This is a genomic window from Paenibacillus sp. R14(2021) (genome assembly GCF_019431355.1).
Taxonomy (GTDB): Bacteria; Bacillota; Bacilli; order Paenibacillales; family Paenibacillaceae; genus Paenibacillus_Z.
The window spans coordinates 3,578,405-3,604,737 of sequence record NZ_CP080269.1 but is presented as its reverse complement, the minus strand read 5'-3'; the positions used below and the strand labels follow the sequence as shown (position 1 = coordinate 3,604,737).

Below are 26,333 nucleotides of genomic sequence, written 5' to 3'. Positions count from 1 at the left end.
ATGAAGGAAATGAACCGTGCCGCCTAGGCACCAACATTGCGAGAACAGCCGCAAACTGTTACAATTTATGCAAACAGGCGTAACATCGAAAGGGGAAGACCATGCTCGGACTTGTGAAGAAATTATTCGGAGACGCCAACGAACGAGAGATTAAGCGTCTTTTGCGTACCGTAGAGGAAATCAATGGTTTGGAGCCGCAAATCGCTCAGCTTTCGGATGAGGGGCTTCGAGACAAGACGACGGAATTCAAATCCCGTCTGGAACAAGGTGAAGATATTGATGCCCTGCTTCCTGAGGCGTTCGCCGTTGTAAGAGAAGCGTCCAAGAGGGTCTTGGACAAGCGTCATTATGATGTACAGCTGATCGGCGGCATGGTGCTGCATGAAGGGCAAATTGCCGAGATGAAAACAGGTGAAGGTAAGACGCTTGTGGCAACGCTGGCCGTGTATTTGAATGCGCTGCTGGGCAGAGGCGTTCACGTCGTTACCGTCAATGATTACCTTGCTACTCGTGACAGCGAGCAGATGGGCCAGCTGTATCAATTTTTAGGTTTAACCGTCGGCTGCAACCTGCACGGCCTCTCGCATGACGAGAAGCAAGCTGCATATGCATGCGACATCACATATGGAACGAACAACGAATTCGGATTCGATTACCTGCGCGACAACATGGTGCTGTATAAGGAACAGATGGTACAGCGTCCGCTTTATTTCTCTATCATTGACGAAGTGGACTCCATTCTCGTCGACGAAGCGCGTACACCGCTTATTATTTCCGGGCAAGCCGCCAAGTCGACGGAGATGTATTTTGCCGCGGACCGGTTCGTACAGCGTCTGAAAGAAGAAGATGATTTCACCGTAGATATTAAGATGCGTTCGGTAATGTTGACGGATGCAGGCGTCGAGAAAGCTGAGAAAGCCTTTAGCATCGAGAACTTGTACGATCATGCCAATATTCTGATCAATCACCACATTCAACAAGCGCTTAAAGCGCATGTTATTATGAAGCGCGACGTGGACTACGTCGTGCAAGAAGAAGAAGTCGTCATCGTCGACGAGTTCACGGGCCGTCTGATGGCAGGCCGCCGTTACAGCGACGGGCTGCACCAAGCCATTGAAGCGAAGGAACAGATCAAAGTCCAGAACGAAAGCATGACGCTGGCGACGATCACGTTCCAGAACTACTTCCGGATGTACCGCAAGCTGGCCGGGATGACCGGTACGGCGAAGACGGAGGAAGAAGAGTTCAAGAAAATCTACGGTCTCGAAGTTATTCAAGTCCCGACGAACCGGAAAAATATCCGTAACGACATTGCCGATGTCGTGTATAAAACCGAGAACGGCAAATTCAAAGCCGTTGTCGAAGAGATCGTGAAGCGCCACGCGAACAAACAGCCTGTTCTTGTGGGTACGGTGTCCATTGAGAACTCCGAGAAGCTGTCCGAATTGCTGAAGAAACGCGGCGTACAGCACAAAGTCTTGAACGCGAAGTACCATGCGGAAGAGGCAGAAATTATTTCGCGCGCAGGTCAATCGGACGCAGTTACGATCGCGACGAACATGGCAGGCCGCGGTACGGATATTTTGCTGGAAGAGTCCGTTGGCGATCTTGGCGGTCTGCATATTATCGGTACGGAGCGCCATGAGAGCCGCCGTATTGATAACCAGCTGCGCGGTCGTGCGGGACGTCAGGGCGACCCGGGCTCCTCGCAATTCTATCTGTCCTTGGAAGATGACCTCATGCGCCGCTTCGGCTCTGAGAACATTATGGGCATGATGGAGAAGCTGGGCTTCGAAGAGGATCAGCCGATTGAGAGCCGTTTAATCTCCCGTGCCATCGAATCCGCGCAGAAACGAGTGGAAGGCAACAACTTCGATCAACGCCGTATCGTCCTGCAGTACGACGATGTCATGAACCAGCAGCGTGAAATTATTTACAAGCAGCGCCGCGAGGTGCTGTTCTCGGAGAATATCCGCGACATCGTGCTGGAGATGATCAAACCGGTCATTACCAAGATCGTGGAAGCGCATTGTCCGGCTGACGAAATTCCGGAGAACTGGGAATTGCAAGAGGTCGTGGATTTTGCGGAAGCGAACTTCCTGAACGAAGAGATGATTACGAAGGATGATCTGTGGGGCAAGGAACCGCAGGAAATCATTGACTTTCTCTACGAGAAGGTCAACGGCCTGTACGATCAGCGCGAAGAGGAAATCGGCTTGGAAACCATGCGCGAATTCGAGAAGGTTGTCGTGCTGCGCGCGGTAGACAGCAAGTGGATGGACCACATCGATGCGATGGATCAGCTTCGTCAGGGGATTCACCTTCGTGCTTACGGCGGTACAGATCCGCTTCGTGAATATCAGTTCGAAGGCTTCGAGATGTTCAAGGAAATGATCGAGAATATTCAAGAAGAAGTCACAAAATACATCATGAAGGCCCATGTCGAGAACAACCTAGAGCGACAAGAGGTTGCTAAGGGCCAGACGGAATCCGGCGGCAGCAGCGAGATTCAGGAGAAACGTCCGGTGCGTAAGGAAGAACGCGTGCGCCGCAACGATCCATGCCCCTGCGGAAGCGGCAAGAAATACAAGCAGTGCCACGGACAATAAGCGTTACAGCTGCATAAGGTAGGCACAGAACGATAGGTTGAGGTGAACGATAGTCATGATAGATATAACGGTGAAACAGGATTTACGTGAAATGGCTAAACGTCTCCAAGAGCTTAGGGGGTCTCTTTGACTTAGATATTAAGCAAGAGATGATCTTGAACTTCGAAGAGAAGATGTCCGCGCCCGATTTCTGGGACGATAACGAACGCGCGCAAAGCACGATTGCCGAGCTGAACGCGGTCAAATCCGTCGTCGATCAGTATGAACGCATGCAGAGCGAGCAGGAAGATCTGCAGACGATGCTGGAGCTGGCCGAAGAAGAGGCCGATGATCAGGATTTGGCGGACGAACTGAAGAAGAGCGTCACGGAGCTCATGAGCAAGGTGAGCGAATTCGAGCTGCAGCTGCTGCTGAACGAACCTTACGACAAGCTGAACGCCATATTGGAGCTGCACCCGGGCGCGGGAGGCACGGAGTCGCAGGACTGGGGCCAGATGCTGTACCGGATGTATACCCGCTGGGCGGAGAAGCACGGCTTCAAGGTGGAACTGCTCGATTATTTGGCAGGCGACGAGGCGGGGATCAAGAGCGTGACAATCTCCGTGAAAGGTCATAACGCCTACGGGTACTTGAAAGCGGAGAAAGGCGTGCACCGTCTGGTGCGCATCTCCCCGTTCGATGCTTCGGGACGCCGGCACACGTCGTTTGTGTCCTGCGATATTATGCCTGAGATCGATGACGATATCGAAATCGAGATTCGCAGCGAAGACTTGAAGGTCGACACGTACCGGGCAAGCGGCGCCGGCGGCCAGCACATCAACAAGACGGAATCGGCTATTCGGATCACGCATGTGCCGTCTGGAATTGTCGTGTCTTGCCAGACGCAGCGTTCGCAAATCCAGAACCGGGAGCGCGCCATGCAGATGCTTCGATCCAAGCTCTATGAGCGCAAGATCGAAGAGCAGCAGAAGCATCTCGCGGAAATCCGCGGCGAACAGTCCGATATCGCATGGGGCAGCCAAATTCGCTCCTATGTATTCCATCCGTACAGCATGGTGAAGGATCACCGGACCTCGGTGGAAACCGGAAACGTCGGCGCGGTCATGGACGGCGACTTGGATATGTTTATCGACGGATACCTGCGCAGTAAAATCCGCCACGACGACCATTAAGTTGGCGGCATGCATAGTCAAGGCAAAGAGTTCCGACACTGATAGGTGTTGGGACTCTTTTTTTTGCATTCCAAGGATGACGGTATAGATAGAGGTAAAGAACGTAACAGGGAAGAGAAGGGCGGAAGAGCACGATGAACGACCGTCAAGGGGACCATAGGGAAGCACTGAAGGTCTCTTCGCTGCATGCGGAGCGAGAAGGAACAAGGCCGGGAGACCGGCCATTAGAAGAACGGCATAGTGGGAAGAGGCAAGGAGACGTGGGATATAACAAGCGCAAGGCGCGAAGCATGGGGCCGAAAGCGGAGGCGCTGCTCAGTGTCGTGCTGCTGATCGCGGGTTCCTTTCTGATCGCGTTCAGCTTTAATGTCTTTCTGGCGCCGCTCGGCATCGCATCGGGCGGCGTTTCGGGCATATCCATTTTGGTTCAGCATGAAACGGGCATTCCGCCGGCGTATACGCAGTGGGCGCTCAATGTGCCGCTGTTTCTGGTGGGATTGTGGCTGCTTGGCAAGAAGTTCGCACTCAAGACGGCGCTCGGCTCGTTTCTGCTGCCGCTGCTTGTCTTGTTCACGTCCCATTGGAAGCCGCTGACGGACAACGCGATGCTGGCGTCCATCTACGGGGGCATCGGCGTCGGCGCAGGGCTTGGTCTCGTGTTCCGCGGCAGGGCATCCACGGGCGGCCTGGACCTGGCTGCGCAGCTGCTTCACCGGTACACAGGTATAAGACTCGGCTTGGCGGTAGCTGCATTCGACGGACTCGTTATCGCTTCGGCAGGCATCCTGATCGCGCCGGAGAATGCGCTGTATGCACTCGTGGGCTTGTTCGTGACGAGCAAGACGATCGATTTCGTGCAGACAGGGCTGGCAACGTCCAAGGTCGCGTTCATTATTTCCGACCGGCCGGAGGCGATCATGCAGTCGGTGCTGCATGATTTGGACCGCGGATTAACGAAGCTGGACGGTCACGGCGGATTTACGGGCGCGGAGCGGCCGGTGCTGATGATCGTCGTCGGGCAGGGTGAGGTTTCGAAGCTGAAGAGCCTCGTGCGCGCGGCGGATCCGGGCGCTTTTGTCATTATCAGCGACACGGCGGAGGTGCTGGGCGAAGGGTTTAAATTACCGTGAAATTCGACATAATTTATCGTTGTATTTATATAAAACCGTATGTATAATAATACAAAGTGTTAGCTATTTCTTATACCCTTCCGTTCGTGTAAAATGGTTAGCTAGGAAGGATAAGGATGGGAGAGACGGACATGAGTACAGTGGTAAGAGCAGCAATTATCGGATCAACGGGATACGGCGGCGTCGAGCTGATCAGGCTTTTGGCGAATCACCCGCAGGTTGAAGTGACTTCGGTTATTTCGTCCTCAAGCGCAGGAGCGCCGATCGCGGAAGGCTTCCCGCATCTAACGGAAATTCGTAACGACGTATTGGACGATGTCGACACGGCCTTGATCAAGAGCAAAGCCGATGTCGTATTTATAGCAACACCCGCGGGCATTGCGACCCGTTTAGTGCCTTCGCTGCTGGCAGAGGGCTTGAAGGTCATCGATGTTTCCGGCGATCACCGCTTGAAGGACCGTGCGGAATACGAGAAATGGTACAAGAAAGAGGCTGCCCAGCAGGAGTATCTGGATAAAGCGGTCTACGGTTTGGCGGAAGTGTACGGCGATGCCGTGCGCGGCGTGGATTTCGTATCCAACCCGGGCTGTTACACGACGACGTCACTGCTTGGCCTGGTGCCTGCGGTGAAGGCGGGCTTCATCGACCCGGATTCCATCATTATCGATGCCAAATCAGGCGTGTCCGGCGCTGGCCGCGGCGTCAACGTCGGCGTTCATTACGCGGAAATCAACGAGAATTTCAAGGCTTACAAAATCAACAAACACCAGCACATTCCCGAGCTTGAGCAGGTGCTCTCCGACGCCGCGGGCAAGAAGGTCGTGACAACGTTCACGACGCATCTCGTTCCGATGACGCGGGGCATTATGGCCACCATGTATGCAACGATGACAGGCAATCATACGAATGAGGACTTCATCTCGTTATATCGCAATTACTATGAAGGCCGCCATTTCGTGCGGATCCGCAAGGACGGCACATGGCCGGCGACGAAGGAAGTATCGGGCTCCAACTATTGCGACATCGGCTTTGCCGTCGATGAGCGCACGAAGCGCGTCACGATCGTGTCGGTCCTCGACAACCTCGTAAAGGGCGCCGCAGGTCAGGCGATCCAGAATCTCAATCTCATGATGGGCTGGGAGGAGACGCTTGGTCTCCGTTTCGTACCGGTCTATCCGTAAAAATAAACCAACTACCGCGCAGAAGGAGAATCGATTGATCAATGGGACAGGGGAATGCTTCATCATCATATATCGTCGTGCCGAACGGCTCGGTCACGACGCCCAAGGGCTTTAAAGCCGCCGGCCTGCACTGCGGCCTGAAGAAAACGACGCGCCACGATCTCGGCGCCATCGTCTGCGACGTACCCGCGGCTGCGGCAGGCGTGTATACGACGAACGCGTTCCAGGCGGCACCTATCGCCGTCACGCGCGAGAGCATCGGCGCAGGCGGCAAGCTGCGCGCTGTTATCGTCAACAGCGGTAACGCCAATGCGTGTACCGGCAAGCAGGGCGAAGCGGACGCGTACGAGATGCGCAGCGCCTTCGCGGATGCGATCGGCGTTCCTGCGGAGCAGGTAGCTGTCGCGTCAACGGGCGTCATCGGCGAGCTGCTGAAGATGGATCGTGTGCGCGGCGGCATTGCGGAGCTGCCGGCCCGTCTTGGCGCCTCGTACGAGGCGGCGGATGATTTCTGCCAGTCGATCTTGACGACGGATTTGGTGAAGAAGGAAGTATGCGTATCCGTCACCGTTGACGGTCAGCTCGTTCATATCGCGGGCGCGTCCAAGGGAAGCGGTATGATTCATCCCAACATGGCGACCATGCTCGGCTTCGTGACGACGGATGCGGCCATCGGCAGCGACACGCTGCACAAGCTGCTGCGCCAAGTTACGGATCTGACGTTCAATATGATCACCGTGGACGGCGATACGAGCACGAACGATATGCTTGTCGCGATGGCGAGCGGCTTCGCAGGCAACGAAGAGCTGCATGACGGCCATCCGGATTTCGCGGCATTTACGGACGGACTTCGCTACGTGTGCGAAGTGCTCGCTAAAGCGATCGCGCGCGACGGCGAAGGCGCGACGAAGCTCGTCGAGGTGCAGGTGCGCGGCGCGCAAACGGATGCTGCAGCGCAGGCGATCGCGAAGACGGTTATCGGCTCTTCGCTCGTAAAATCCGCCGTGTTCGGCGCAGATGCCAACTGGGGCCGAATTATTGCGGCCGTTGGCCGCGCAGGCCAGCCGGTCAATCCCGAGACGGTCGATATCGCGCTCGGCAGCATCGTGACGCTTACGCAGTCGCGCCCGGTCGCGTTCGACGAAGAAGCGGCGCTTGAGTATTTGAAGGGCGACACGGTCATCATTCACGTTGACCTTCACATGGGCGACGGCGAGGCAACGGCTTGGGGCTGCGATTTGACGTACGATTACGTCCGCATTAATGCGGCTTACCGGACATAGGGCATAGCATGTCGACAGCGAAAGGAACGGACGGAACAATGGAACAGCGGTTTGTCATGAAATGCGGAGGCAGCACGCTTGCGGCGCTGCCGGCCTCCTTCTTCGAAGATTTGAGGGATTTGCAGGCGCGGGGCGTTAAAGCGGTCATTGTGCACGGCGGCGGGCCTGCGATCTCCGAGACGCTCGGCAAGCTTGGCATCGAAAGCGAGTTCGTTGGCGGCCTGCGCAAAACGAGCAATGACGTGCTCGACGTGGTGGAGATGGTCCTTGCGGGACGCATCAACAAAGAAATCGTCCGCCGCATTCAGCAGAGCGGCGCGAAGGCGCTGGGGCTCTCCGGTGTAGACGGCGAGCTAATCCTGGCGAAGCCGGTGGCGAACGCGGCCGAGATCGGCTTCGTCGGCGACGTGACAGACGTGAACGCCGCCATCATCGAAGGTGTTATGGGCATGGGCTACATTCCCGTCATTGCGCCAATCGGCATCGATGCTTCGGCACAGCGTTATAACATCAACGCCGATACGGCAGCCGGCGCGGTGGCCTCCCATCTCGGCGTAGAGCAGATGATCGTCGTGACCGACGTGCCCGGCATCATGAAGACGGTCGGTGGCGTCAAGCAGGTGCTGCCGTCCGTGACAGTGGAAGAGATCGAGGCAATGATCGCGAGCGGCGACATTTACGGCGGCATGATTCCGAAGGTGCGAGCGGCGATTGCCTGTATTCAAGGCGACGTCAAGGAAGTCGTTATCGTGAACGGCGATGTGCCGGGCGTGCTTAGCAAAGCGGTGCTTGAAGGCGGCATCGGCACGCGGATCGTGCAGCGTTAATTCATTTTTTATAAGGGGTGAACGAATGATGAGCGATATGAACAAAGCGGCAGTCAGCGGCGGAAGCTCGCTGTTCCCGACGTATGCGAGATATCCGATCTCGTTAGTGAAGGGGGACGGAAGCTGGCTGTGGGATGACAAGGGCAACAAATACTTGGATTTCATGAGCGGGATTGCCGTCACGAATCTCGGTCACGCGCCGAAGCAGGTCAAGGACGCGCTCGTGAAGCAGCTGGATGAGCTGTGGCATGTGTCGAATCTGTTCCATATTCCCAATCAGGAGGCGGCGGCGAAGCTGCTGACGGATAACAGCCATGCGGAAGCGGCGTTCTTCTGCAATTCCGGCGCGGAAGCGAACGAAGCGGCAATCAAGCTTGCCCGCCGTTACCATCAGAAGGTGAAGGGCAACGGTCGCTATGAAATCATTACGTTCGCCCAATCCTTCCACGGACGGACCTTGGCGACGCTGACCGCAACGGGTCAAGAGAAAGTGAAGGAGGGGTATTTGCCGCTGCCGGAAGGCTTCCGCTATATCCCGATGCACGACATCGAAGCGCTTGAAGCCGCAGTGACGGATAAGACGGCCGCTGTCATGCTGGAGACGATTCAAGCCGAGGGCGGCGTCATTACGGTCGACCCGGCATTCCTGCACCATCTGGCGAAGCTGTGCAAAGAACGCGGCGTGCTGCTCATTATCGACGAGATTCAAACGGGCATGGGCCGTACAGGAAAGCTCTTCTCGTTTCAGCACTATGGCGTTGAACCGGATATTTTCACGCTGGCCAAAGGACTCGGAAGCGGATTCCCGGTGGGTGCGATGCTGGCCGGCGGCGAGCTGATCGAAGCGTTTACCGCCGGCAGCCACGGCTCCACCTTCGGCGGAACGCCGATAGCGACTGCGGCAGTGAAGGCCACAATCGAGACAATCGTGCAGGAGAAGGTCGCGGACCGCGCAGCCGAAATGGGCGAGTACCTGATGAACGAGCTGCGCAGCAAGCTGGCGGGCCATCCGCTCGTAAAGGAAGTGCGCGGCCAAGGTCTGCTCGTCGGCATCGTATGCAAGGGTCCCGTCGCTTCGATTATTGCGGAAGGCCAGAAGCGCGGACTGCTCGTTATCACGGCAGGTCCTGACGTGGTGCGTCTGCTTCCGAGCCTGCTCGTGACGCGGGAAGAAATAGATCAAGCGGTGAGCATGCTGGCCTCGATTTTTGCGGATCAAGCGGCGCTCGCGCAGCTGTAGAACGAGAGGAGAACCACCACCCATGTCCCACCTGTTAACAGAAGAACTAGCGGTCAGCCTGAAGGGCCGCGATTTTATAGCTTTGGTCGATTATACGCCGGAAGAAGTGCGTTATCTGATCGATTTGGCGATTGAGCTGAAGCGCAAGCAGCAAGCGGGCGAAACGTATCATCCGCTGAAGGGCAAGACGCTCGGGATGATTTTTGAGAAGTCCTCCACGCGTACGCGTGTTTCTTTTGAAGTCGGCATGTACCAGCTCGGCGGCCATGCGCTGTTCCTGAGCCGCAACGATCTCCAGATCGGCCGCGGCGAAACGGTATCCGATACCGCGCAGACGCTGTCGCGCTATCTGGACGGCATGATGATTCGCACGTTCGCGCACCGCACGGTCATTGAGCTTGCCCGCGCCGCAACGGTGCCGGTTATCAACGGCTTGACGGATCTGTCGCATCCGTGTCAGGCACTGGCCGACTACCAGACCGTGCTGGAGCATAAGGGCCGTCTGGAAGGCCTCAAGATCGCCTACGTCGGCGACGGTAACAACATGGTCCACTCCCTGCTCATGGGCGCGGCGAAGCTCGGCATGCACATGTCGGTCGCAACGCCGGAAGGCTACGAGCCGGACGAGGATATCGTGCGCATGACGAAGGAGAACGCGGCCGAGACCGGCTCGCGTATCCACGTCTGCCGCGATCCGCGCGAAGCGGTTGAAGGCGCAGACGTCGTCTACACGGACGTGTGGGCGAGCATGGGCTTCGAAGCGGAGCAGAAGGAACGCGAGCTTGCGTTTGCGAGCTATCAAGTGAACGAAGAGCTGATGCGCCACGCGAAGAGCGACTTCCTGTTCATGCACTGCCTGCCTGCGCACCGGGGCGAAGAAGTGAGCGAAGGCATCATCGACGGCAAGCATTCCATTATCTTTGACCAAGCCGAGAACCGCCTGCACGCGCAGAAAGCGATCATGGCTGCCATAATGTAGGATATAGTAAGGGAAGCTCGGGCACCTATGCCGCAAGGCTGTTGTTCGAGCTTCCGCACTCATTTTCTATTAAGGAGCGTTCACGTAATCATGGCGAAGGAAAAAATCGTTTTGGCATACTCCGGCGGACTCGACACATCCGTCATTTTGAAATGGCTGAAGGAAACGTACGATGCGGAAATCATCGCGTTCACCGCGGACATCGGACAAAAGGATGAGCTCGATGGTCTGGAAGCGAAAGCACTGGCAACCGGCGCATCCAAAGTGTATATCGACGACCTGCGGGACGAATTCGCGCAGGACTTCATCTACCCGATGTTCCAATCCGGCGCGCTGTATGAAGGCCAATATCTGCTCGGCACGTCTATCGCGCGTCCGCTGATCGCGAAGCGCATGGTCGACATCGCTCGCGCGGAAGGCGCAACGGCGATCGCGCATGGCGCAACGGGCAAAGGCAACGACCAAGTGCGGTTCGAGCTTACGGCTGCCGCATTGGCACCAGACATCGCGGTTATCGCTCCATGGCGCATCGAAGAGTTCCGCGAGCAATTCCCGGGACGCGCAGAAATGATCGCTTACGCCGAGAAGCACAACATTCCGGTACAAGCTTCCGCGGCGAAGCCGTATTCCATGGATCGCAACCTGCTGCATATCAGCTTCGAGAGCGGCATGCTGGAGGATCCGTGGTTCGATCCGAGCAGTGACGAGAACAAAGGCATGTTCGTCCTTTCCGTCTCGCCTGAGGATGCACCGGACCAATCCGAATACGTAGAGCTAACGTTCGAAGGCGGCAACTGTACGGCGGTTAACGGCGAGCAATTGAGCCCGCTGGCCGTCATGGAGAAGCTGAACGAGCTGGGCGGCAAGCATGGTATCGGCCGCGTTGATATGGTCGAGAACCGCTTCGTCGGCATGAAGAGCCGCGGTGTGTACGAGACGCCGGGCGGCACGATTCTGTTCACCGCTCACCGCAAAATGGAATCGCTCACGATGGACCGCGACGTCATGCATCTGCGCGACTCCCTCATTTCCAAATACGCTTCGCTCGTTTACAACGGCTTCTGGTTCGCGCCTGAGCGTCTTGCGCTGCAAGCGCTCGTGACGGAAAGCCAGAAGAACGTCAGCGGCGTCGTTCGTCTCAAGCTGTACAAAGGAAATGTCATCGGCGCAGGGGTGAAGAGCCCTGTAAGTCTGTACAACCCGGACATCGCGACGATGGAAGCCGATCCGTCCAAGGCCTATGATCAAGGCGACGCAACGGGCTTTATCCGCCTGAACGCGCTGCGTTTGAAAGTATCCTCGGGCGTTGAGCAAAGCAAGAAATAAGAAACGGCGTTCCGCCGCATAGATCAAACCGGGTGTCCCGGGTCGGCGTCAGTGCCGGTCCGGGCATCTCGTCAATAGGGGACGAAACGATAAAGGAGTGCACCGCTTGTGAGTAAATTATGGGGCGGCCGGTTTACGAAGAAAACCGACCAGCTGGTTGAAGAATATACGGCATCGATTATGTTTGATAAAGAACTGGCCGAGGAGGACATCCAAGGCAGTCTGGCACATGTCACGATGCTGGGCAAGCAGGGCATTCTGCCTGCCGCGGACGTCGAGACGATCAAGGATGGCCTGCACCGCGTGCTGCAGCGCATCAAGCGCAATGATATCGAATTTTCCATTTCCGATGAAGACATTCACATGAATATCGAGAAGACGCTGATCGACGATGTAGGACCTGCCGGCGGCAAGCTCCATACAGGCCGCAGCCGCAACGACCAAGTGGCGACGGACATGCACCTCTACCTGCGCAAGCGTGTCGTAGAGTTCGTCGACCTGCTGCAGAAGCTGCAGGAGTCGCTAATCTCGCAGGCGAAAGCCAACATCGATACGATTCTGCCGGGCTATACGCATCTGCAGCGCGCGCAGCCGATCTTGTTCGCGCATCACATGATGGCGTATGTGAGCATGTTCGGCCGCGATATCGAGCGTCTGCAGGACAGCTACAAGCGCGTTAACATGCTGCCGCTAGGCGCCGGCGCACTGGCGGGCACGACGTTCCCAATCGACCGCCATTTCGTGGCGAGCCAGTTGAAATTCGACCGCGTCTACGAGAACAGCCTGGATGCGGTAAGCGACCGCGATTTCATCCTGGAGTTCCTCTCCCAGGCCTCCATCATTATGATGCACTTGTCGCGGCTAAGCGAAGAGCTGATTCTGTGGTCGAGCACGGAGTTCCATTTCGTCGAGCTGGATGACGCGTTCTGCACGGGCAGCAGCATTATGCCGCAGAAGAAGAACCCGGACGTGCCGGAGCTTGTCCGCGGGAAGACGGGACGTGTGTACGGCAACCTCGTCGGTCTGCTGACCGTATTGAAGTCGCTGCCGCTCGCGTATAACAAAGACATGCAGGAAGACAAAGAAGGCATGTTCGACACGGTTCGCACGCTGCAAGGCGCGCTCCAGCTGTTCGCGCCGATGGTCGCGACGATGAAGGTCAACAAGGACCGGATGCGCCAAGCCGTTAACCAAGACTTCTCGAATGCGACGGATATCGCGGACTTCCTCGTCGGCAAGGGATTGCCTTTCCGTCAAGCGCATGAAGTCATCGGTAAGACGGTGCTTTACTGCATCCAACAGGGAAAATATTTACTCGACCTGACGCTCGACGAGTTCAAGCAGTTCTCCTCGCTGTTCGACGACCGCATCTACACCGTGCTGCAGCCGGAAAATGTCGTGAACGCCCGCAACGTTTACGGCGGCACGGCAACGCAGCAAGTAACCGAGGCGATTGTCCGCGCGGAGAGCGATCTCGCAGGCACGTCGGCTTGGGTGACGGAGTACGCGGAACGCAGCCGCTGAACGGACGCATAACCATAAGCGCATAATAAAGCCCCTTCGCGGGCTGACGATTGCCGTCAGCTGCGCGAAGGGGCTTTTCGCATATTGAGGAGCAGTGGGTCTGGCACTCGCGTCGCCGCCCCGATTGGGGCGCAGTACTTCAGCCTTGCCGTCTCAGCTTCTCCGCCCTTGCAATTTACTCCGCCACACCGTCCTCCAGCAGCGGCTTTTCGTTATCGTTGATGCTTTCGGGATGGGATTGCTCCGGCGCAATGGCATACACCGTAGCCTGCGCCTTATACGTATCCCGCGATATGCGATTGCTCGATACGACTTTTCCATTCACGAGCTTCGTGCGGAACGTTTCGACGACATAACCGGATTTGCCGGTCGTAAGCAGCCGGCGCGTGCCCGGCTGCAGGGAGGCTCTTGCGACCTCCTTCACTGGCGGCGCCACGGTACTAACCGTCTTCGAGGAAATCGTATAGCTGACGTTCCTCGGCATCGTGCCGAACAGCTTCACCGTCAGTTCCCGGTCCTTCACTTCCGTGCGAATGATGAGCGTTTTGCCGGTCGTGTTTTTGAATCGGAAATTAATGGCGCCTTCTGCATACGTCGCATCCTGGCCCATAGGAAGATAAGCGACAGGGAGCGAGTGGTTGCGCCGCTCCACCATTTCAAGGCCCGCGTGGAGGGCGGCATTATAGAGCGTGCTGGATACCTGGCAGATCCCGCCGCCGATGCCGGGAACGAACTCGCCGTTTAGAATGACCGGCGCGGCGCGGTAGCCGTAGTTTTTGTTGGTCAGGGCGATGACTTTGTTATAATCGAACACTTCTCCCGGGGCCAGCTCCCAATCGTTGAGCGTTCGCGCCGTCATCTCCACGTTAAAGGCGCGCCCTGCGCCGCTCGTCGTGAAGTCTGTCGTGAAGGCGGCAATCCGCCGTTCCACGCCCTCGTCTTTCAACCGCTGCAGCGTTACCGACGGATGAATCACTTGAAGCTCGACCTTCAAGCTGATTGGCTTCAGCCCTTCGTTCCAGCTCGCCCCAAGCAAGCGTTCTACCGCTTGTACCGCATGGCTGAACATGGTGTCGGCATCCAGTCTGTAGGCATCGGTATGCGCCGTATACACCACTTCATCGTTTGCGCGAATGGTCCGCTTCGCATTCTTAGGCTCTCCCGCATCGAGATAGCCCCATTGACTGCGAATCTGCTTCAGGAATACCGCCTTGTTCCAGCTCACGCTGATGCTGAGCTGTTCGGGGAACTGCCAGCGGGCCTTCACCCGGTCTCGAATGCTGCCTGTCGTTAAGGTATTAACGGCCGCCGCAGCTGCATTCGTATTCACGGAGACGCCCAGCTCCGCTAACGTCCACGACTTTTGCGCCGCGTTTTCCGGGCCGCCCTGCACGCGCAAGGTAAGCTGTTCAAGCGCTGCTTTACGGTCCGCGAGCATCCGCTGCACGTCCGATATGTGAAGACCGCCGATGGCTTGGATGCTGCCGCCCTTGAGCGTCTGGAGGCCTTGTCCGGCTTCGCTGCCGCCTTGCGTTAAGGCGACGTTCTTGGGAATGGTTTGCTGCGAAGCATACACCCAGATGCCGCCCCAGCCGGCGGAAAGCAGCAGCACGAATAGAATCACAAGCGTCCAAATGAGATGGAGACCTTTTAATTTCAATGCGAGTCAACTCCTTGGCGGGGATTCTTTCATGTATATGCGGTGTCATTCGGTTTCTTTCTAAAAGTTTCTTTCATCCGAACGTTTGTCGAAAAATATACGGTTTTTCCAGCCGTCATCGCCGATTCCCATCATGAGAATTATGAAAAATGCAGAAAGTGGGACTTTGGTAGAGGATTTAGCGTCATTATGTCGAATATCTAAAAGCTGACTACCTACAGGATGTGATATTGTGATCGAATTGCAGGATATTTGGAAAACGTACGCTGACGGCACTCATGCGCTCCGCGGCGTTTCTGTTCGTATAGACCGTAATGAATTCGTTTACTTGGTAGGACCTTCCGGAGCAGGGAAATCCACCTTCATGAAATTGATTTACCGGGAAGAGGTTCCAACCAAAGGGCAGATTTCCGTCAACGGCTTTAACATTGGCAAGCTGAAGCCGAGGAAGATCCCGTTTGTCCGCCGCAATATCGGCGTCATCTTTCAAGATTACAGGCTGCTTCCAAAGCTAACCGTTTACGAGAATATCGCATTTGCAATGGAAGTCATCGAGGCGCCGAGGCGGATGATCAAGAAACGCACCATGGAGGTGCTGGAGCTTGTCGGACTTCGCGGGAAGCATGCGAGTTTTCCGCAGCAGCTCTCCGGCGGCGAGCAGCAGCGCGTGGCCATCGCCCGCGCCATCGTGAACAACCCGGCCGTGATCGTAGCGGACGAGCCTACCGGCAACCTGGACCCCGAGACATCCTGGGGCATTATGAACCTGCTGGAAGAGATTAATTTTCGCGGCACGACCATCATCATGGCTACGCATAACAAAGAGATCGTCAATACGCTCCGCAAACGCGTCATCGCCATCGAGAACGGAACGATCGTGCGCGATGAAGTGAGAGGAGAGTACGGCTATGAAAGCTAGCACCCTTCTACGCCATCTGCGCGAGGGTTTGAAGAATATTGTACGTAACGGCTGGATGACCTTCGCATCTGTCAGTTCCATCGTCATTTCGCTGTTCATTCTCGGCGTTTTCCTGCTGCTTGCACTGAACGTCAACATATTGGCCGACCAGATCGAGAGCCAGGTACAGGTGCGTGTCTATCTGCAGCTGGGCACCCCGGAAGCCAAAATCAATGAGCTGAAGAACGCGATCGGCAACATTCCAGAAGTAAGCAAGGTCGAATTCGTATCCAAGGAGCAAGGTCTGGAGGATTTGCGCAAGAACATCGGCGCGGACGGTACAGAATTGCTTGAAGGCTACGATAAAGCCAACAATCCGCTGCCGGACTCCTTTACCGTCGAAGTATTCGATCCGCAGAAGATCGCATTCGCCGCGAAGCAGATCGAGGCCATCAGTGCTGCAGATGCGACGAAGCCGATTACGAGCGTGAAGTACGGGAAGGGCACCGTCGAGAAGCTCTTCCGAATTACGAACGCGGTCCGCAACATCGGGCTAGTTATCGTTGCAGGGCTGGGCCTGACGGCCATGTTCCTGATCTCCAATACGATCAAAATGACCATTCTCGCGCGCCGCCGCGAAATCGGCATCATGAAGCTCGTCGGGGCAACGAACAATTTTATCCGCTGGCCATTTTTCATAGAAGGCGCATTGATCGGCCTGATGGGCTCTGCCATCACGATCGCGCTGCTGCTATTTGGCTACTCGCAGCTCGTTGAAGTGTCGCAGTTCGAACTGGGCCTAATGATGATTAAGCTGGTCACGCTGAAGGAAGCGGGTCTTGAAGTATCGGCGATTACGCTGGCGCTCGGCACGCTGATCGGCATTTGGGGAAGCACCTTGTCCGTCCGTAGATATTTGAAAGTGTAGGTGACTGTACACGTGAACGTGAAGAAAGGCTTATTTGTTCTCGCGACCGTTGTTTTTGCGGGATTTATCTTTCAACCCTATCAAGGAGAGGCTTCCTCGCAGCTGGATAAGATCAATAGGGAGCTCGCCCAGGTCCGCGCGGAGATGAGCGCGGCTACACATAACCGCAACCAAGCGGATAAAGACAAAGCTTACGTAATGGAGATGAAAGAGAAGACGGCGAAATCCGTCAATGAGATCGTCGCCCAGATCAACGATGTCGGCGGGCAATTGAATAACGTGCAGTCGCAAATCGATTCGACCGAGGAGAAGCTGCAGCAGGCCGGAACAGATCTGGAAGCGGCGGAGAAGCGCCTTAAGACGCGCGATAAGCTGCTTCAATCCCGCATTCGTCTTATGTACACGAACGGCGTCGTATCGTACCTCGATGTGCTGCTGAGCGCGACAAGCTTCAGCGATTTCATCGACCGGATGGATTCGCTCTCGTCTATACTCGGCCAGGACCAGGATATTCTGGCAAGCCACAAGAAAGACAAGGCGCTCATTGCCGCGAAGAAGAAGGAAGTCGAGAAATCGCTGGCAGACGTCAAAACCATGTACGGCAAGCTGGCAGACTACCACGGCCTCCTGAAAGACAAGGAAAAGCAGAAGGAAGTTATGGTCCTGAAATACAAGGATCAAGCGGACGAGCTGGATGAAATCAGCGAAGACCAGGAAGACCTGCTCATTAAGCTCGCGAAGAAAGTATCCGATCTCGAGACGAAGAAGAATAACATCAAGGTGTACTACACCGGCGGCAAACTGGGCATGCCTCTTCGTGCGAGCTGGCATTTAAGCTCACCGTTCGGCTACCGGATTCACCCGGTTACAGGCAGGCGGAAGCTGCATACGGGGATGGATATGGCCGTTCCGAAGGGCACGCCGATCTACGCTGCGGAGTCCGGCGTCGTTATCGTCGCCCAGTGGTGGAGCGACTACGGCAACTGCGTGATTATCGATCACGGCGGCGGCTTATGGACGGTATACGGGCATATTCGCGACGGCGGTATCAAAGTATCGAAAGGCCAGTCCGTCAAGCGAGGTCAGAAAATCGCGGAAGTCGGCAGCACGGGCATGTCCACAGGCAACCATCTCCACTTCGAAGTACGCAAGAACCAAGAGCCGGTCAATCCGGCACCTTATCTGAAATAAATATCGGGCAGAGCCTGCAGGGCTCCATGCCGCTTGATGACGCCGTACCCAGAAGTAAATAATTGGGTGCGGCTTGTCATATACTAGGGAAGTTGTGAAAACTTTACGGTCAGCAGGCATGTTCAATGAAGGGGTGTTAGGGTGCATTTTAAAGGACGAACAGTTGCGGCTTTTATTTTGCTTACGATGGCGGCTTCCGTGCTTGTCACCTTGACGGTTGCGGATCGCATGATCGCGCTCGATGGGACGACGGCAAGAGCAGCTTCGTCGGCATCGTCCGGACAAAACGGGTTAAGCGAGAAGGAGCTTAAGAAGTTAAATACGGTGCTCGATTTGATCGAGACCAAATATTTTCGCGATGTCAACCGGACGAAGGTGCTCGACGGCGCGGTCAACGGCATGATGGGCGCGCTCGGCGATCCGTATTCGGTTTATATGGAGAAGGATGTGGCGAAGCACTTCTCCGAAACCATCGAAGGCTCGTTCACGGGCATCGGCGCAGGGGTACAGATCAAGGACGGCAAGATCACGGTCGAATCGGCGATCAAGGGTTCTCCGGCAGAGCGCGCTGGCGTCTTGCCGAACGATGTACTGCGTTCAGTTAACGGAGAGAAGCTGGACGGACTGACGTTGAATGATGCCGTGTCGAAGATCCGCGGACCGAAGGGGTCCAAAGTGAAGCTGATCATTGAGCGGGCAGGCGTGACGCAGCCCATTCAGCTGACCATCGTGCGGGACGATATCGATTACGAAACCGTCTATTCGCATCTGCGCGATGACGGAATCGGCGTTATTGAGATTCGTCAGTTCTCGCTCAACACCGGCGAACGTTTCGCCGAGGAACTGGCCAAGCTGGAGAAGCAGGGCATGAAGGGGCTCGTTATCGACGTTCGGGGCAATCCCGGCGGCGTGCTGCCTGTCGTCGTCTCGGTCGCGCAGCCGTTCGTTCCGGAGGGTGAGCCGATCGTGCAGGTGGAAGATAAGAGTGGTCATCGCGAGAAGACCGTTTCCACCGGAAAGGGCAAATCTTATCCTGTCGCGGTGCTGATGAACAAAGGCAGCGCCAGCGCGTCCGAGGTGCTCGCGGGGGCGCTCAAGGAAGAAGCGCATGCCGTACTTATCGGCGAAACGTCGTTCGGCAAAGGGACGGTACAGGTCAGCTACGATAAAGTGATGGCAGACGGAAGCCTAATCAAAATGACCATTGCGAAGTGGCTGACACCGCTTGGCAATTGGGTGCATGAGAAAGGGCTTAAGCCGGATGTCGAGGTGCTGCCGCCGGATTATTACACCGCGGCTCGCTTGTCCAAGGAGAAGACCCTCGTGCCGAATACGATCGACGAGAATACGAAGAGCCTGCAGATGATGCTGTCGGGTCTCGGCTACAAGGTCGACCGCAAAGACGGCTATTACAGCAGCGAGACGGAAAGCAGCGTGCGCGCGTTCCAGAAGAAAGCAGGGCTGCCGGTGACCGGCAGAACGGACAAGGCGACGGCGGAGAAAGTGGAAGAGCAGCTCATCGTGAAAATCCGCGACGAGAAGAGCGACACGCAGCTGTTGAAAGCAGTCACCGTACTGAAAGCGAAGCTTGCCGGCTCGAAATAAAGCAGGCAGGAGAATGTGCGTCTGGCGTCGAATAGAAAGAAGGTTGACTCTCTGCGGCTTGCGGAGAGCGGCCTTCTTTTTTTATGGATGGAAGAACCAACCCTTAGGGAGGGAATCGTTTGGACACAGCTATGGATGTGCTTCGTCTTGCGGGCTCAGCGGCGCTAAGCCTGCTGTTGTCGCCGTTTTACTATATCGGTGTACTGCTGATCATGCTTCAATATTTGCGGCAGACGAGGCTGGAACGGAAGCTGTTTCACGTTCGGCTGCATGCTTGGCCCAATCAACTGGTCCGGACGGTGCTGGCAGGCCTTGCCGTCGGCGTGCTGCTCTCGGTTGTCAGCTTGTTTCTCGGTGTTTCCGTGACGGACGAAGCGGTGCTGTGGCTGTGGGGAACCGCTGCCTTGCTCGTGTTTATCCGCGTTCGGTATTTATGTTTCGCGTACAGTGCGGGCTTACTCGGCGTTCTGCAGTGGTGCCTCGGCTGGACGGCGATGGACGGCCGCAGCGATTGGCTGGGCACGGCTGCCGGCTCGCTCGCCCATCTCGATATTCCGGGGCTGCTCGTCCTTGTGGCGCTGATGCATATCGCGGAGGGTATTCTGGTGCGCTGGCAGGGGGCGCGGTTTGCAAGTCCGCTCTTTCTGGAAGGCAAGCGCGGCAAGCTGGTGGGCGGCTTCATGCTGCAGGCCTACTGGCCGGTCCCAATGCTGCTGCTGGTTCCCGCGGTTTCGGGGGGAGGAGACGTAAACCTGCCCTGGTCGCTGCTGCTTGGCGGAGGATCGGATTGGAGTCATGGCATTTCGATGATCGGATTTCCGATGATGCTCGGGTTCACGGAGTTGACGCGTACGATGCTGCCGGGGGCCAAAGCCCGCAGCGCATCGAGAGGTCTGCTGTACTACGGCATCGTGCTTGGCGCAGCGGCAGTCGCTGCTTCGTTCTGGCCGCCGCTCATGCTGGTCGCCGCGTTGTGCGCGCTGCTGGTTCACGAGGCGCTGGTCGCCGTCAGTTATTACCGGGAGGAAGCCCATACGCCGCTATACGTGCATGATGGCCGCGGCTTGCGCATATTGGCCGTCATTCCGGGAACGCCCGCGGAGGCGATGGGACTGCTGCCTGGAGAAATTATTCACAAGGTCAATGGCGTTCGCGTACATACCAAGGACGAGCTGTATGCCGCGCTTCATATCAATTCGGCCTTCTGCAAGCTGGAAGTGCTTAACTACGAGGATCAGGTCAAATTCGTTCAGCGTGCGCGCTATGCCGGCGAGCATCATCAGCTTGGCGTCGTGCTGGCGCCGGATGAGAAAGCGGGTTATTATGCCGCGGCTTCCCCGGCTTCCCTGTTCGATCTGTTGCGCAGGCGGACGGCGAAGTCACGGCAGCGGGCGGCTTCCGCGCCGACATCCACATCCTTATAAGCAGGCGGAGGTTCCGCTTGGAATGCCCCGGCTGCGTCAGCGATGACGCAGACCGGGGTGTTTTTGTACGGGAGGAAACATCAACCTTTCATTGCAACGCTCACGCTAAAACGGTATAATAAACGGGTATGGGAACACATATTCTTATGTTTCTCGTTAACGATTATGAAATCTAGCAATCATTCGCAGCGATCACATACAGAGGAATATAAGAACGGAGCGGGCTGTTTCATCCAGCTCGCATATGGGCATACCATTTAATAGGCCTTTTCATAGAAGACGTAGGATTGGGGTGTATGCATTTATGGTTGAACGTGAGAAACAGGGAAGGCTTTTTGAGCTGAAGTCGGAATATACACCGCAGGGCGATCAGCCCCAGGCGATTCTGGAGCTCGTCGATGGTGTGCATGCAGGAGCGGTGCATCAGACGCTGCTCGGCGCGACGGGTACAGGGAAGACGTATACGATCGCGAATACGATCGCGAAGCTCAACCGGCCGACGCTGGTCATTGCGCATAACAAGACGCTCGCGGCGCAGCTGTGCAGCGAGTTCAAGGAGTTTTTCCCGGACAACGCCGTCTCTTATTTCGTCAGCTATTATGACTATTATCAGCCTGAAGCGTACATCCCGTCCTCGGATACGTTTATCGAGAAGGATTCCAGCATCAACGACGAGATTGATAAACTGCGCCACTCCGCGACGAGCTCGCTGTTTGAGCGGCGGGATGTCATCATCGTGGCGAGCGTATCGTGCATTTACGGCCTCGGTTCGCCGATTGAGTATGGAAATTTGGTGCTCAGCCTGCGGGTCGGCATGGAGAAGTCGCGAGATGCCATCCTTCATAAACTGGTCGACATCCAATATCAGCGCAATGATATTAACTTTATACGAGGCACGTTCCGTGTGCGCGGCGATATTATCGAGATATTCCCTGTTGCCAATAATGAGCGTGCCATGCGCGTGGAGCTGTTCGGCGATGAGATCGAACGCATAACGGAGATCGATGTGCTGACGGGCGAGATCGTCGGCGAACGTGACCATGTCGCGATTTTCCCGGCATCTCACTTCGTTACCCACGAGGACACGATGAAGGTGGCGATCAAGAACATCGAGGCAGAGCTGGAAGAGCGTCTTGCGGAATTCCGCGAGCAGGGCAAGCTTTTGGAGCTGCAGCGGCTGGAGCAGCGTACGCGCTACGATCTGGAGATGATGCAGGAGATGGGCTTCTGCAGCGGGATCGAGAACTATTCGGGGCCGCTGACGTTCCGCGAGCGGGGCGCGACGCCTTATACGCTGATGGACTATTTCCCTGACGATATGCTTGTCGTCATCGACGAGTCGCATGTCACCATTCCGCAGATTCGGGCGATGTACAACGGTGACCGCGCACGGAAAGAAGTGCTTGTGGACCATGGGTTCCGCTTGCCGTCTGCCATGGACAATCGGCCGCTCCGCTTCGAAGAGTTCGAGAAGAAAGTAAAGCAGGCGATCTATGTATCGGCAACGCCCGGCCCCTACGAGCTTGAGCTGTGTCCGGAGATGGTGCAGCAGATTATCCGGCCAACCGGGCTGCTCGATCCGATCATCGAGGTTCGCAAGACGAAGGGACAGATCGATGATCTGCTCGCGGAGATCCGCGACCGGATTGCCAAGGATGAGCGTGTGCTCGTCACTACGCTCACGAAGAAAATGTCGGAAGACCTGACGGATTATCTGAAGGACGTCGGCATTAAAGTGCGATATTTGCACTCGGATATCAAGACGCTGGAGCGGCTCGCGATTTTGCGGGACCTGCGGATAGGGACTTTCCATGTGCTTGTCGGGATCAACCTGCTGCGGGAGGGCTTGGATTTGCCGGAAGTATCGCTTGTTGCGATTCTGGACGCGGATAAAGAAGGGTTCCTCCGTTCAGAGCGCTCCTTGATTCAAACGATAGGGCGCGCCGCGCGGAACGCCGAGGGCCGCGTTATTCTGTACGGTGATAAGATTACGGATTCTATGGCCAAAGCCATCAGCGAGACGGAGCGGCGGCGTACGATTCAAATGGCTTATAACGAAGCCCATGGCATCACGCCGCAGACGATCCGCAAGAAGGTACATGACGTCATTGAAGCGACCAAAGCGGCCGAACAGAAGAGCGATTATCTGACCGGCGTAGGCGTCGATAAGATGTCGAAGAAAGAACGTCAGTCGCTGCTGCAACGGCTGGAAGCGGAAATGAAGGAAGCGGCGAAGAGCCTGCAGTTCGAACGTGCTGCGGAGCTGCGAGACGCGCTGCTTGAGCTTAAAGCGGAGCTGGGCCTGTAGGCCGGAAGGAGAGTTAAGAAGTGGCTAGTGATTCTATCGTCATTAAAGGGGCAAGAGCCCATAATTTGAAAAATATCGACGTCACCATTCCCCGGGATAAGTTTGTCGTACTGACAGGCCTCAGCGGCTCGGGCAAATCTTCGCTTGCTTTCGACACGATCTACGCCGAGGGGCAGCGCCGGTACGTGGAGTCGCTGTCGGCCTATGCCAGGCAATTTCTAGGCCAGATGGAGAAGCCGGATGTCGATTCCATAGACGGGCTGTCGCCGGCAATCTCCATCGACCAGAAAACGACTAGCCGTAACCCGCGTTCCACGGTCGGAACGGTAACGGAGATTTACGATTACTTGCGGTTGTTGTTCGCGCGCGTCGGCAAGCCGCACTGCCCGGATCACGGCATCGAGATTACGTCGCAGACCGTGGAGCAGATGGTGGACCGCATCATGGAATATCCGGAGCGGACGAAGCTGCAGATTCTGGCACCGATCATCTCGGGCCGCAAGGGCGAGCACACCAAGCTTTTCGCGGACGTGCAGAAGCAGGGTTTCGTGCGGGTGCGCGTAAACGGTGAATTGCGCGAGCTGAGCGAGAAGATCGAGCTGGAGAAGAACAAGAAGCATAACATCGAGGTTGTCGTGGACCGGATCGTCGTCAAGGATGACATCCACAGCCGGTTAGCGGATTCGCTCGAAACCGCGATTAAGCTGTCGGGCGGTCAAGTGCTCGTCGATGTGATGGAGAAGGAAGAGCTGCTGTTCAGCTCCAACCTAGCTTGTCCAGTGTGCGGATTCAGCATAGATGAGCTGGCGCCTCGCATGTTCTCGTTCAATAGTCCCTACGGCGCTTGCCCGGACTGCGACGGACTCGGCGCGAAGATGATCGTCGATGCCGAGCTCCTTGTGCCGGATATGAGCAAGTCGATCGAGGAGGGTGCCTTCGAGGCATGGGCAGGCAGTACATCCAACTACTACCCGCAGTTCCTAGAAGCTGTATGTATCCATTACGGTATTCCGCGGAACGTACCTGTCAGCGAGCTTTCGCCCGAGCAGATGAAGAAGCTGCTGAACGGCACCGGCGGAGAACGCGTCCGCTTCCGCTACGAGAATGACTTCGGTCACTCCAAAGAAGCGCTCGTGCCGTTCGAGGGTATTGTGCACAACCTGGAACGCCGCTATCGGGAGACGGGCTCCGACGGCATACGCGAGCATATCGAGCAATATATGAGTGCCAAGCCGTGCAGCGGCTGCAAAGGCCACCGCCTTAGGAGAGAAAGCTTGGCCGTTACGATCGGAAGCCAGAACATTTCCCATGTGACTTCACTGTCGATTGGAGAAGCGGAACGCTTCTTTAACAGCCTGGAGCTAACAGACAAAGAGAAACTCATTGCCCATCTGATCCTCAAAGAGATCAACAGCCGCCTCGGGTTTCTTGTCAATGTCGGCTTGGAATACCTGTCCATGAACCGTGCCGCCGGTACGCTTTCCGGCGGGGAAGCTCAGCGGATTCGATTGGCTACGCAGATCGGCTCGAGCCTGATGGGCGTCCTGTACATTCTAGATGAACCGAGTATTGGGCTTCACCAACGCGATAACGACAAGCTGATTCAGACGCTGGAGCATATGCGCAATCTCGGCAACACGCTGATCGTCGTTGAACATGACGAGGACACGATGCTGGCCTCCGACTATATCATCGACATCGGACCGGGCGCGGGTATTCACGGCGGACAGGTTGTATCCATGGGAACGCCGAAGGAAGTCATGGCGGACGAGAATTCACTGACTGGCGCCTATTTGAGTGGCCGCAAGTTTATTCCGGTTCCGCTGAAGCGCCGCGAGACGAACGGTAAGTGGCTTGAAGTTCGCGGAGCGAAGGAGAACAACCTGCGCGGCATTAATGCGAAATTCCCGCTTGGCGTGTTTACGGCGGTAACCGGCGTTTCGGGCTCCGGTAAGTCGACCTTGGTCAACGAAATTCTATACAAGACGCTTGCGCGCGATCTGAACAAAGCGAAGATGCGCCCGGGTGAATTCAAGGAGCTTCGCGGACTAGAGCATATCGAGAAGGTCATCGACATCGACCAATCGCCGATCGGCCGGACGCCGCGTTCCAATCCTGCAACCTATACCGGCGTATTCGACGATATTCGCGACCTGTACGCATCGACGAACGAAGCCAAGGTTCGCGGCTACAAGAAGGGCCGGTTCAGCTTCAACGTGAAGGGCGGCCGCTGTGAATCCTGCCGCGGCGATGGCATTATCAAGATTGAAATGCATTTCCTGCCGGATGTCTATGTGCCTTGCGAAATCTGCAAAGGCAAACGGTATAATCGCGAGACGCTGGATGTGAAATACAAAGGCAAGAGCATTGCGGATCTGCTCCAATTGACGATCGAGGATGCCTGCGAATTTTTCAGAAACGTGCCTCGTATTCACCGGAAGCTTCAGACGCTGCTTGATGTAGGGCTTGGCTACATGAATCTGGGCCAGCCGGCTACGACACTATCCGGCGGCGAAGCGCAGCGCGTGAAGCTGGCAGCGGAGCTCTATCGCCGCAGTACGGGCAAGATGCTTTACATTCTTGATGAACCGACTACGGGCTTGCACGTCGACGATATTGACCGGCTGCTCGTCGTCCTACACCGGCTGGTTGATTCAGGCGAATCGGTGTTAGTTATTGAGCATAATTTGGACGTCATCAAGACGGCGGATTATTTGCTCGACCTTGGACCTGAAGGCGGCAACGGCGGCGGTATGATCGTTGCGACCGGTACGCCGGAAGAAGTGATTAAAGTGGAAGGCTCGTACACGGGGCGCTACTTGAAGCCGATCTTAGAGCGTGACCGCGAACGTACGATTGCCCAGCAGCGTGCGATGCAAAGCGTGGCTGCAGCAGGAATCGAGCAATAATGGAGCTGTAAACTATAAATTAACTTGGCAAACAGCCTCCTTTAAGTCGTGCACGCAGGCGGTGAATTCACCTGCTGCGTCCGGTTTCGAGGGGGCTGTTTACTGTCTTCTGCGGATGTCCGCATGCGCTCACATTTGT

General features: G+C 56.2%; 18 protein-coding genes. 17 read left to right on the top strand and 1 reads right to left on the bottom strand.

Features of this window, described 5'->3' with window-relative positions; genetic code table 11:
• The first annotated feature begins 101 nt into the window (after positions 1-101).
• From secA to argH, 10 genes are all read left to right on the top strand, one after another.
• Entirely contained in the window at positions 102-2,609 is a 2,508-nt protein-coding gene (gene secA, locus KXU80_RS16830; RefSeq protein WP_219834384.1) for a preprotein translocase subunit SecA, read from the top strand.
• A gap of 55 nt (positions 2,610-2,664) precedes the next feature.
• Positions 2,665-3,781 (top strand): peptide chain release factor 2 gene (gene prfB, locus KXU80_RS16825; protein WP_219834383.1). Its coding sequence is split into 2 segments (ribosomal slippage): positions 2,665-2,736 and positions 2,738-3,781, totalling 1,116 coding nucleotides; the frame shifts between segments, so codons are not numbered across the junction.
• Positions 3,782-4,071: 290 nt separating this feature from the next.
• Positions 4,072-4,911, top strand: coding sequence for a YitT family protein (locus tag KXU80_RS16820; RefSeq protein ID WP_219839081.1), 840 nt, complete (start codon positions 4,072-4,074; stop codon positions 4,909-4,911).
• 131 nt (positions 4,912-5,042) lie between these two features.
• Positions 5,043-6,092, top strand: coding sequence for an N-acetyl-gamma-glutamyl-phosphate reductase (gene argC / locus KXU80_RS16815; protein WP_219834382.1), 1,050 nt, complete (start codon positions 5,043-5,045; stop codon positions 6,090-6,092).
• Positions 6,093-6,133: 41 nt separating this feature from the next.
• The gene (argJ, locus tag KXU80_RS16810; protein WP_219834381.1) at positions 6,134-7,375 is read left to right on the top strand and encodes a bifunctional ornithine acetyltransferase/N-acetylglutamate synthase; all 1,242 of its coding nucleotides are present in this window, start codon (positions 6,134-6,136) and stop codon (positions 7,373-7,375) included.
• Positions 7,376-7,413: 38 nt separating this feature from the next.
• Positions 7,414-8,202, top strand: a complete 789-nt coding sequence (gene argB, locus KXU80_RS16805; protein WP_219839080.1) for an acetylglutamate kinase — start codon at positions 7,414-7,416, stop codon at positions 8,200-8,202.
• Positions 8,203-8,227: 25 nt separating this feature from the next.
• Entirely contained in the window at positions 8,228-9,442 is a 1,215-nt protein-coding gene (locus KXU80_RS16800; protein WP_219834380.1) for an acetylornithine transaminase, read from the top strand.
• A 22-nt stretch (positions 9,443-9,464) separates the two neighbouring features.
• Positions 9,465-10,421 carry an ornithine carbamoyltransferase gene (argF, locus tag KXU80_RS16795; RefSeq protein ID WP_219834379.1) on the top strand — a complete coding sequence of 319 codons (957 nt, stop codon included), beginning with the start codon at positions 9,465-9,467 and terminating at the stop codon, positions 10,419-10,421.
• A gap of 90 nt (positions 10,422-10,511) precedes the next feature.
• Entirely contained in the window at positions 10,512-11,747 is a 1,236-nt protein-coding gene (locus tag KXU80_RS16790) for an argininosuccinate synthase (RefSeq protein ID WP_219834378.1), read from the top strand.
• 108 nt (positions 11,748-11,855) lie between these two features.
• On the top strand, positions 11,856-13,271 hold the full coding sequence (gene argH, locus KXU80_RS16785) for an argininosuccinate lyase (RefSeq protein ID WP_219834377.1): 1,416 nt from the start codon (positions 11,856-11,858) through the stop codon (positions 13,269-13,271).
• Between the two features lie 175 nt (positions 13,272-13,446).
• Here argH and KXU80_RS16780 read toward each other — a convergent pair whose 3' ends face one another.
• A complete protein-coding gene (locus KXU80_RS16780; RefSeq protein ID WP_219834376.1) occupies positions 13,447-14,931 on the bottom strand; it encodes a VanW family protein in 1,485 nt (494 codons plus the stop codon).
• 232 nt (positions 14,932-15,163) lie between these two features.
• On the opposite strand from KXU80_RS16780, the gene ftsE reads away from it, so the two are divergent.
• The 7 genes from ftsE to uvrA all read left to right on the top strand — a co-directional run bounded on the left by ftsE (position 15,164) and on the right by uvrA (position 26,194).
• Positions 15,164-15,850 (top strand): cell division ATP-binding protein FtsE, encoded by a 687-nt coding sequence (ftsE, locus tag KXU80_RS16775; RefSeq protein WP_219834375.1) that lies wholly within the window; start codon positions 15,164-15,166, stop codon positions 15,848-15,850.
• Entirely contained in the window at positions 15,840-16,757 is a 918-nt protein-coding gene (ftsX, locus tag KXU80_RS16770) for a permease-like cell division protein FtsX (RefSeq protein ID WP_219834374.1), read from the top strand. Before ftsE ends, ftsX begins: the two co-directional genes overlap by 11 nt.
• Positions 16,758-16,769: 12 nt before the next feature.
• Positions 16,770-17,948: a murein hydrolase activator EnvC family protein gene (locus KXU80_RS16765; RefSeq protein WP_219834373.1), complete on the top strand. Its 1,179-nt coding sequence runs from the start codon at positions 16,770-16,772 to the stop codon at positions 17,946-17,948.
• A gap of 141 nt (positions 17,949-18,089) precedes the next feature.
• A complete protein-coding gene (locus KXU80_RS16760; protein ID WP_219834372.1) occupies positions 18,090-19,553 on the top strand; it encodes a S41 family peptidase in 1,464 nt (487 codons plus the stop codon).
• Between the two features lie 119 nt (positions 19,554-19,672).
• Positions 19,673-20,977 carry a PDZ domain-containing protein gene (locus tag KXU80_RS16755; protein ID WP_258171038.1) on the top strand — a complete coding sequence of 435 codons (1,305 nt, stop codon included), beginning with the start codon at positions 19,673-19,675 and terminating at the stop codon, positions 20,975-20,977.
• Positions 20,978-21,281: 304 nt separating this feature from the next.
• Positions 21,282-23,285, top strand: coding sequence for an excinuclease ABC subunit UvrB (uvrB, locus tag KXU80_RS16750; protein ID WP_219834371.1), 2,004 nt, complete (start codon positions 21,282-21,284; stop codon positions 23,283-23,285).
• Positions 23,286-23,305: 20 nt separating this feature from the next.
• Positions 23,306-26,194 (top strand): excinuclease ABC subunit UvrA, encoded by a 2,889-nt coding sequence (gene uvrA / locus KXU80_RS16745; RefSeq protein ID WP_219834370.1) that lies wholly within the window; start codon positions 23,306-23,308, stop codon positions 26,192-26,194.
• Positions 26,195-26,333: the final 139 nt, after the last annotated feature.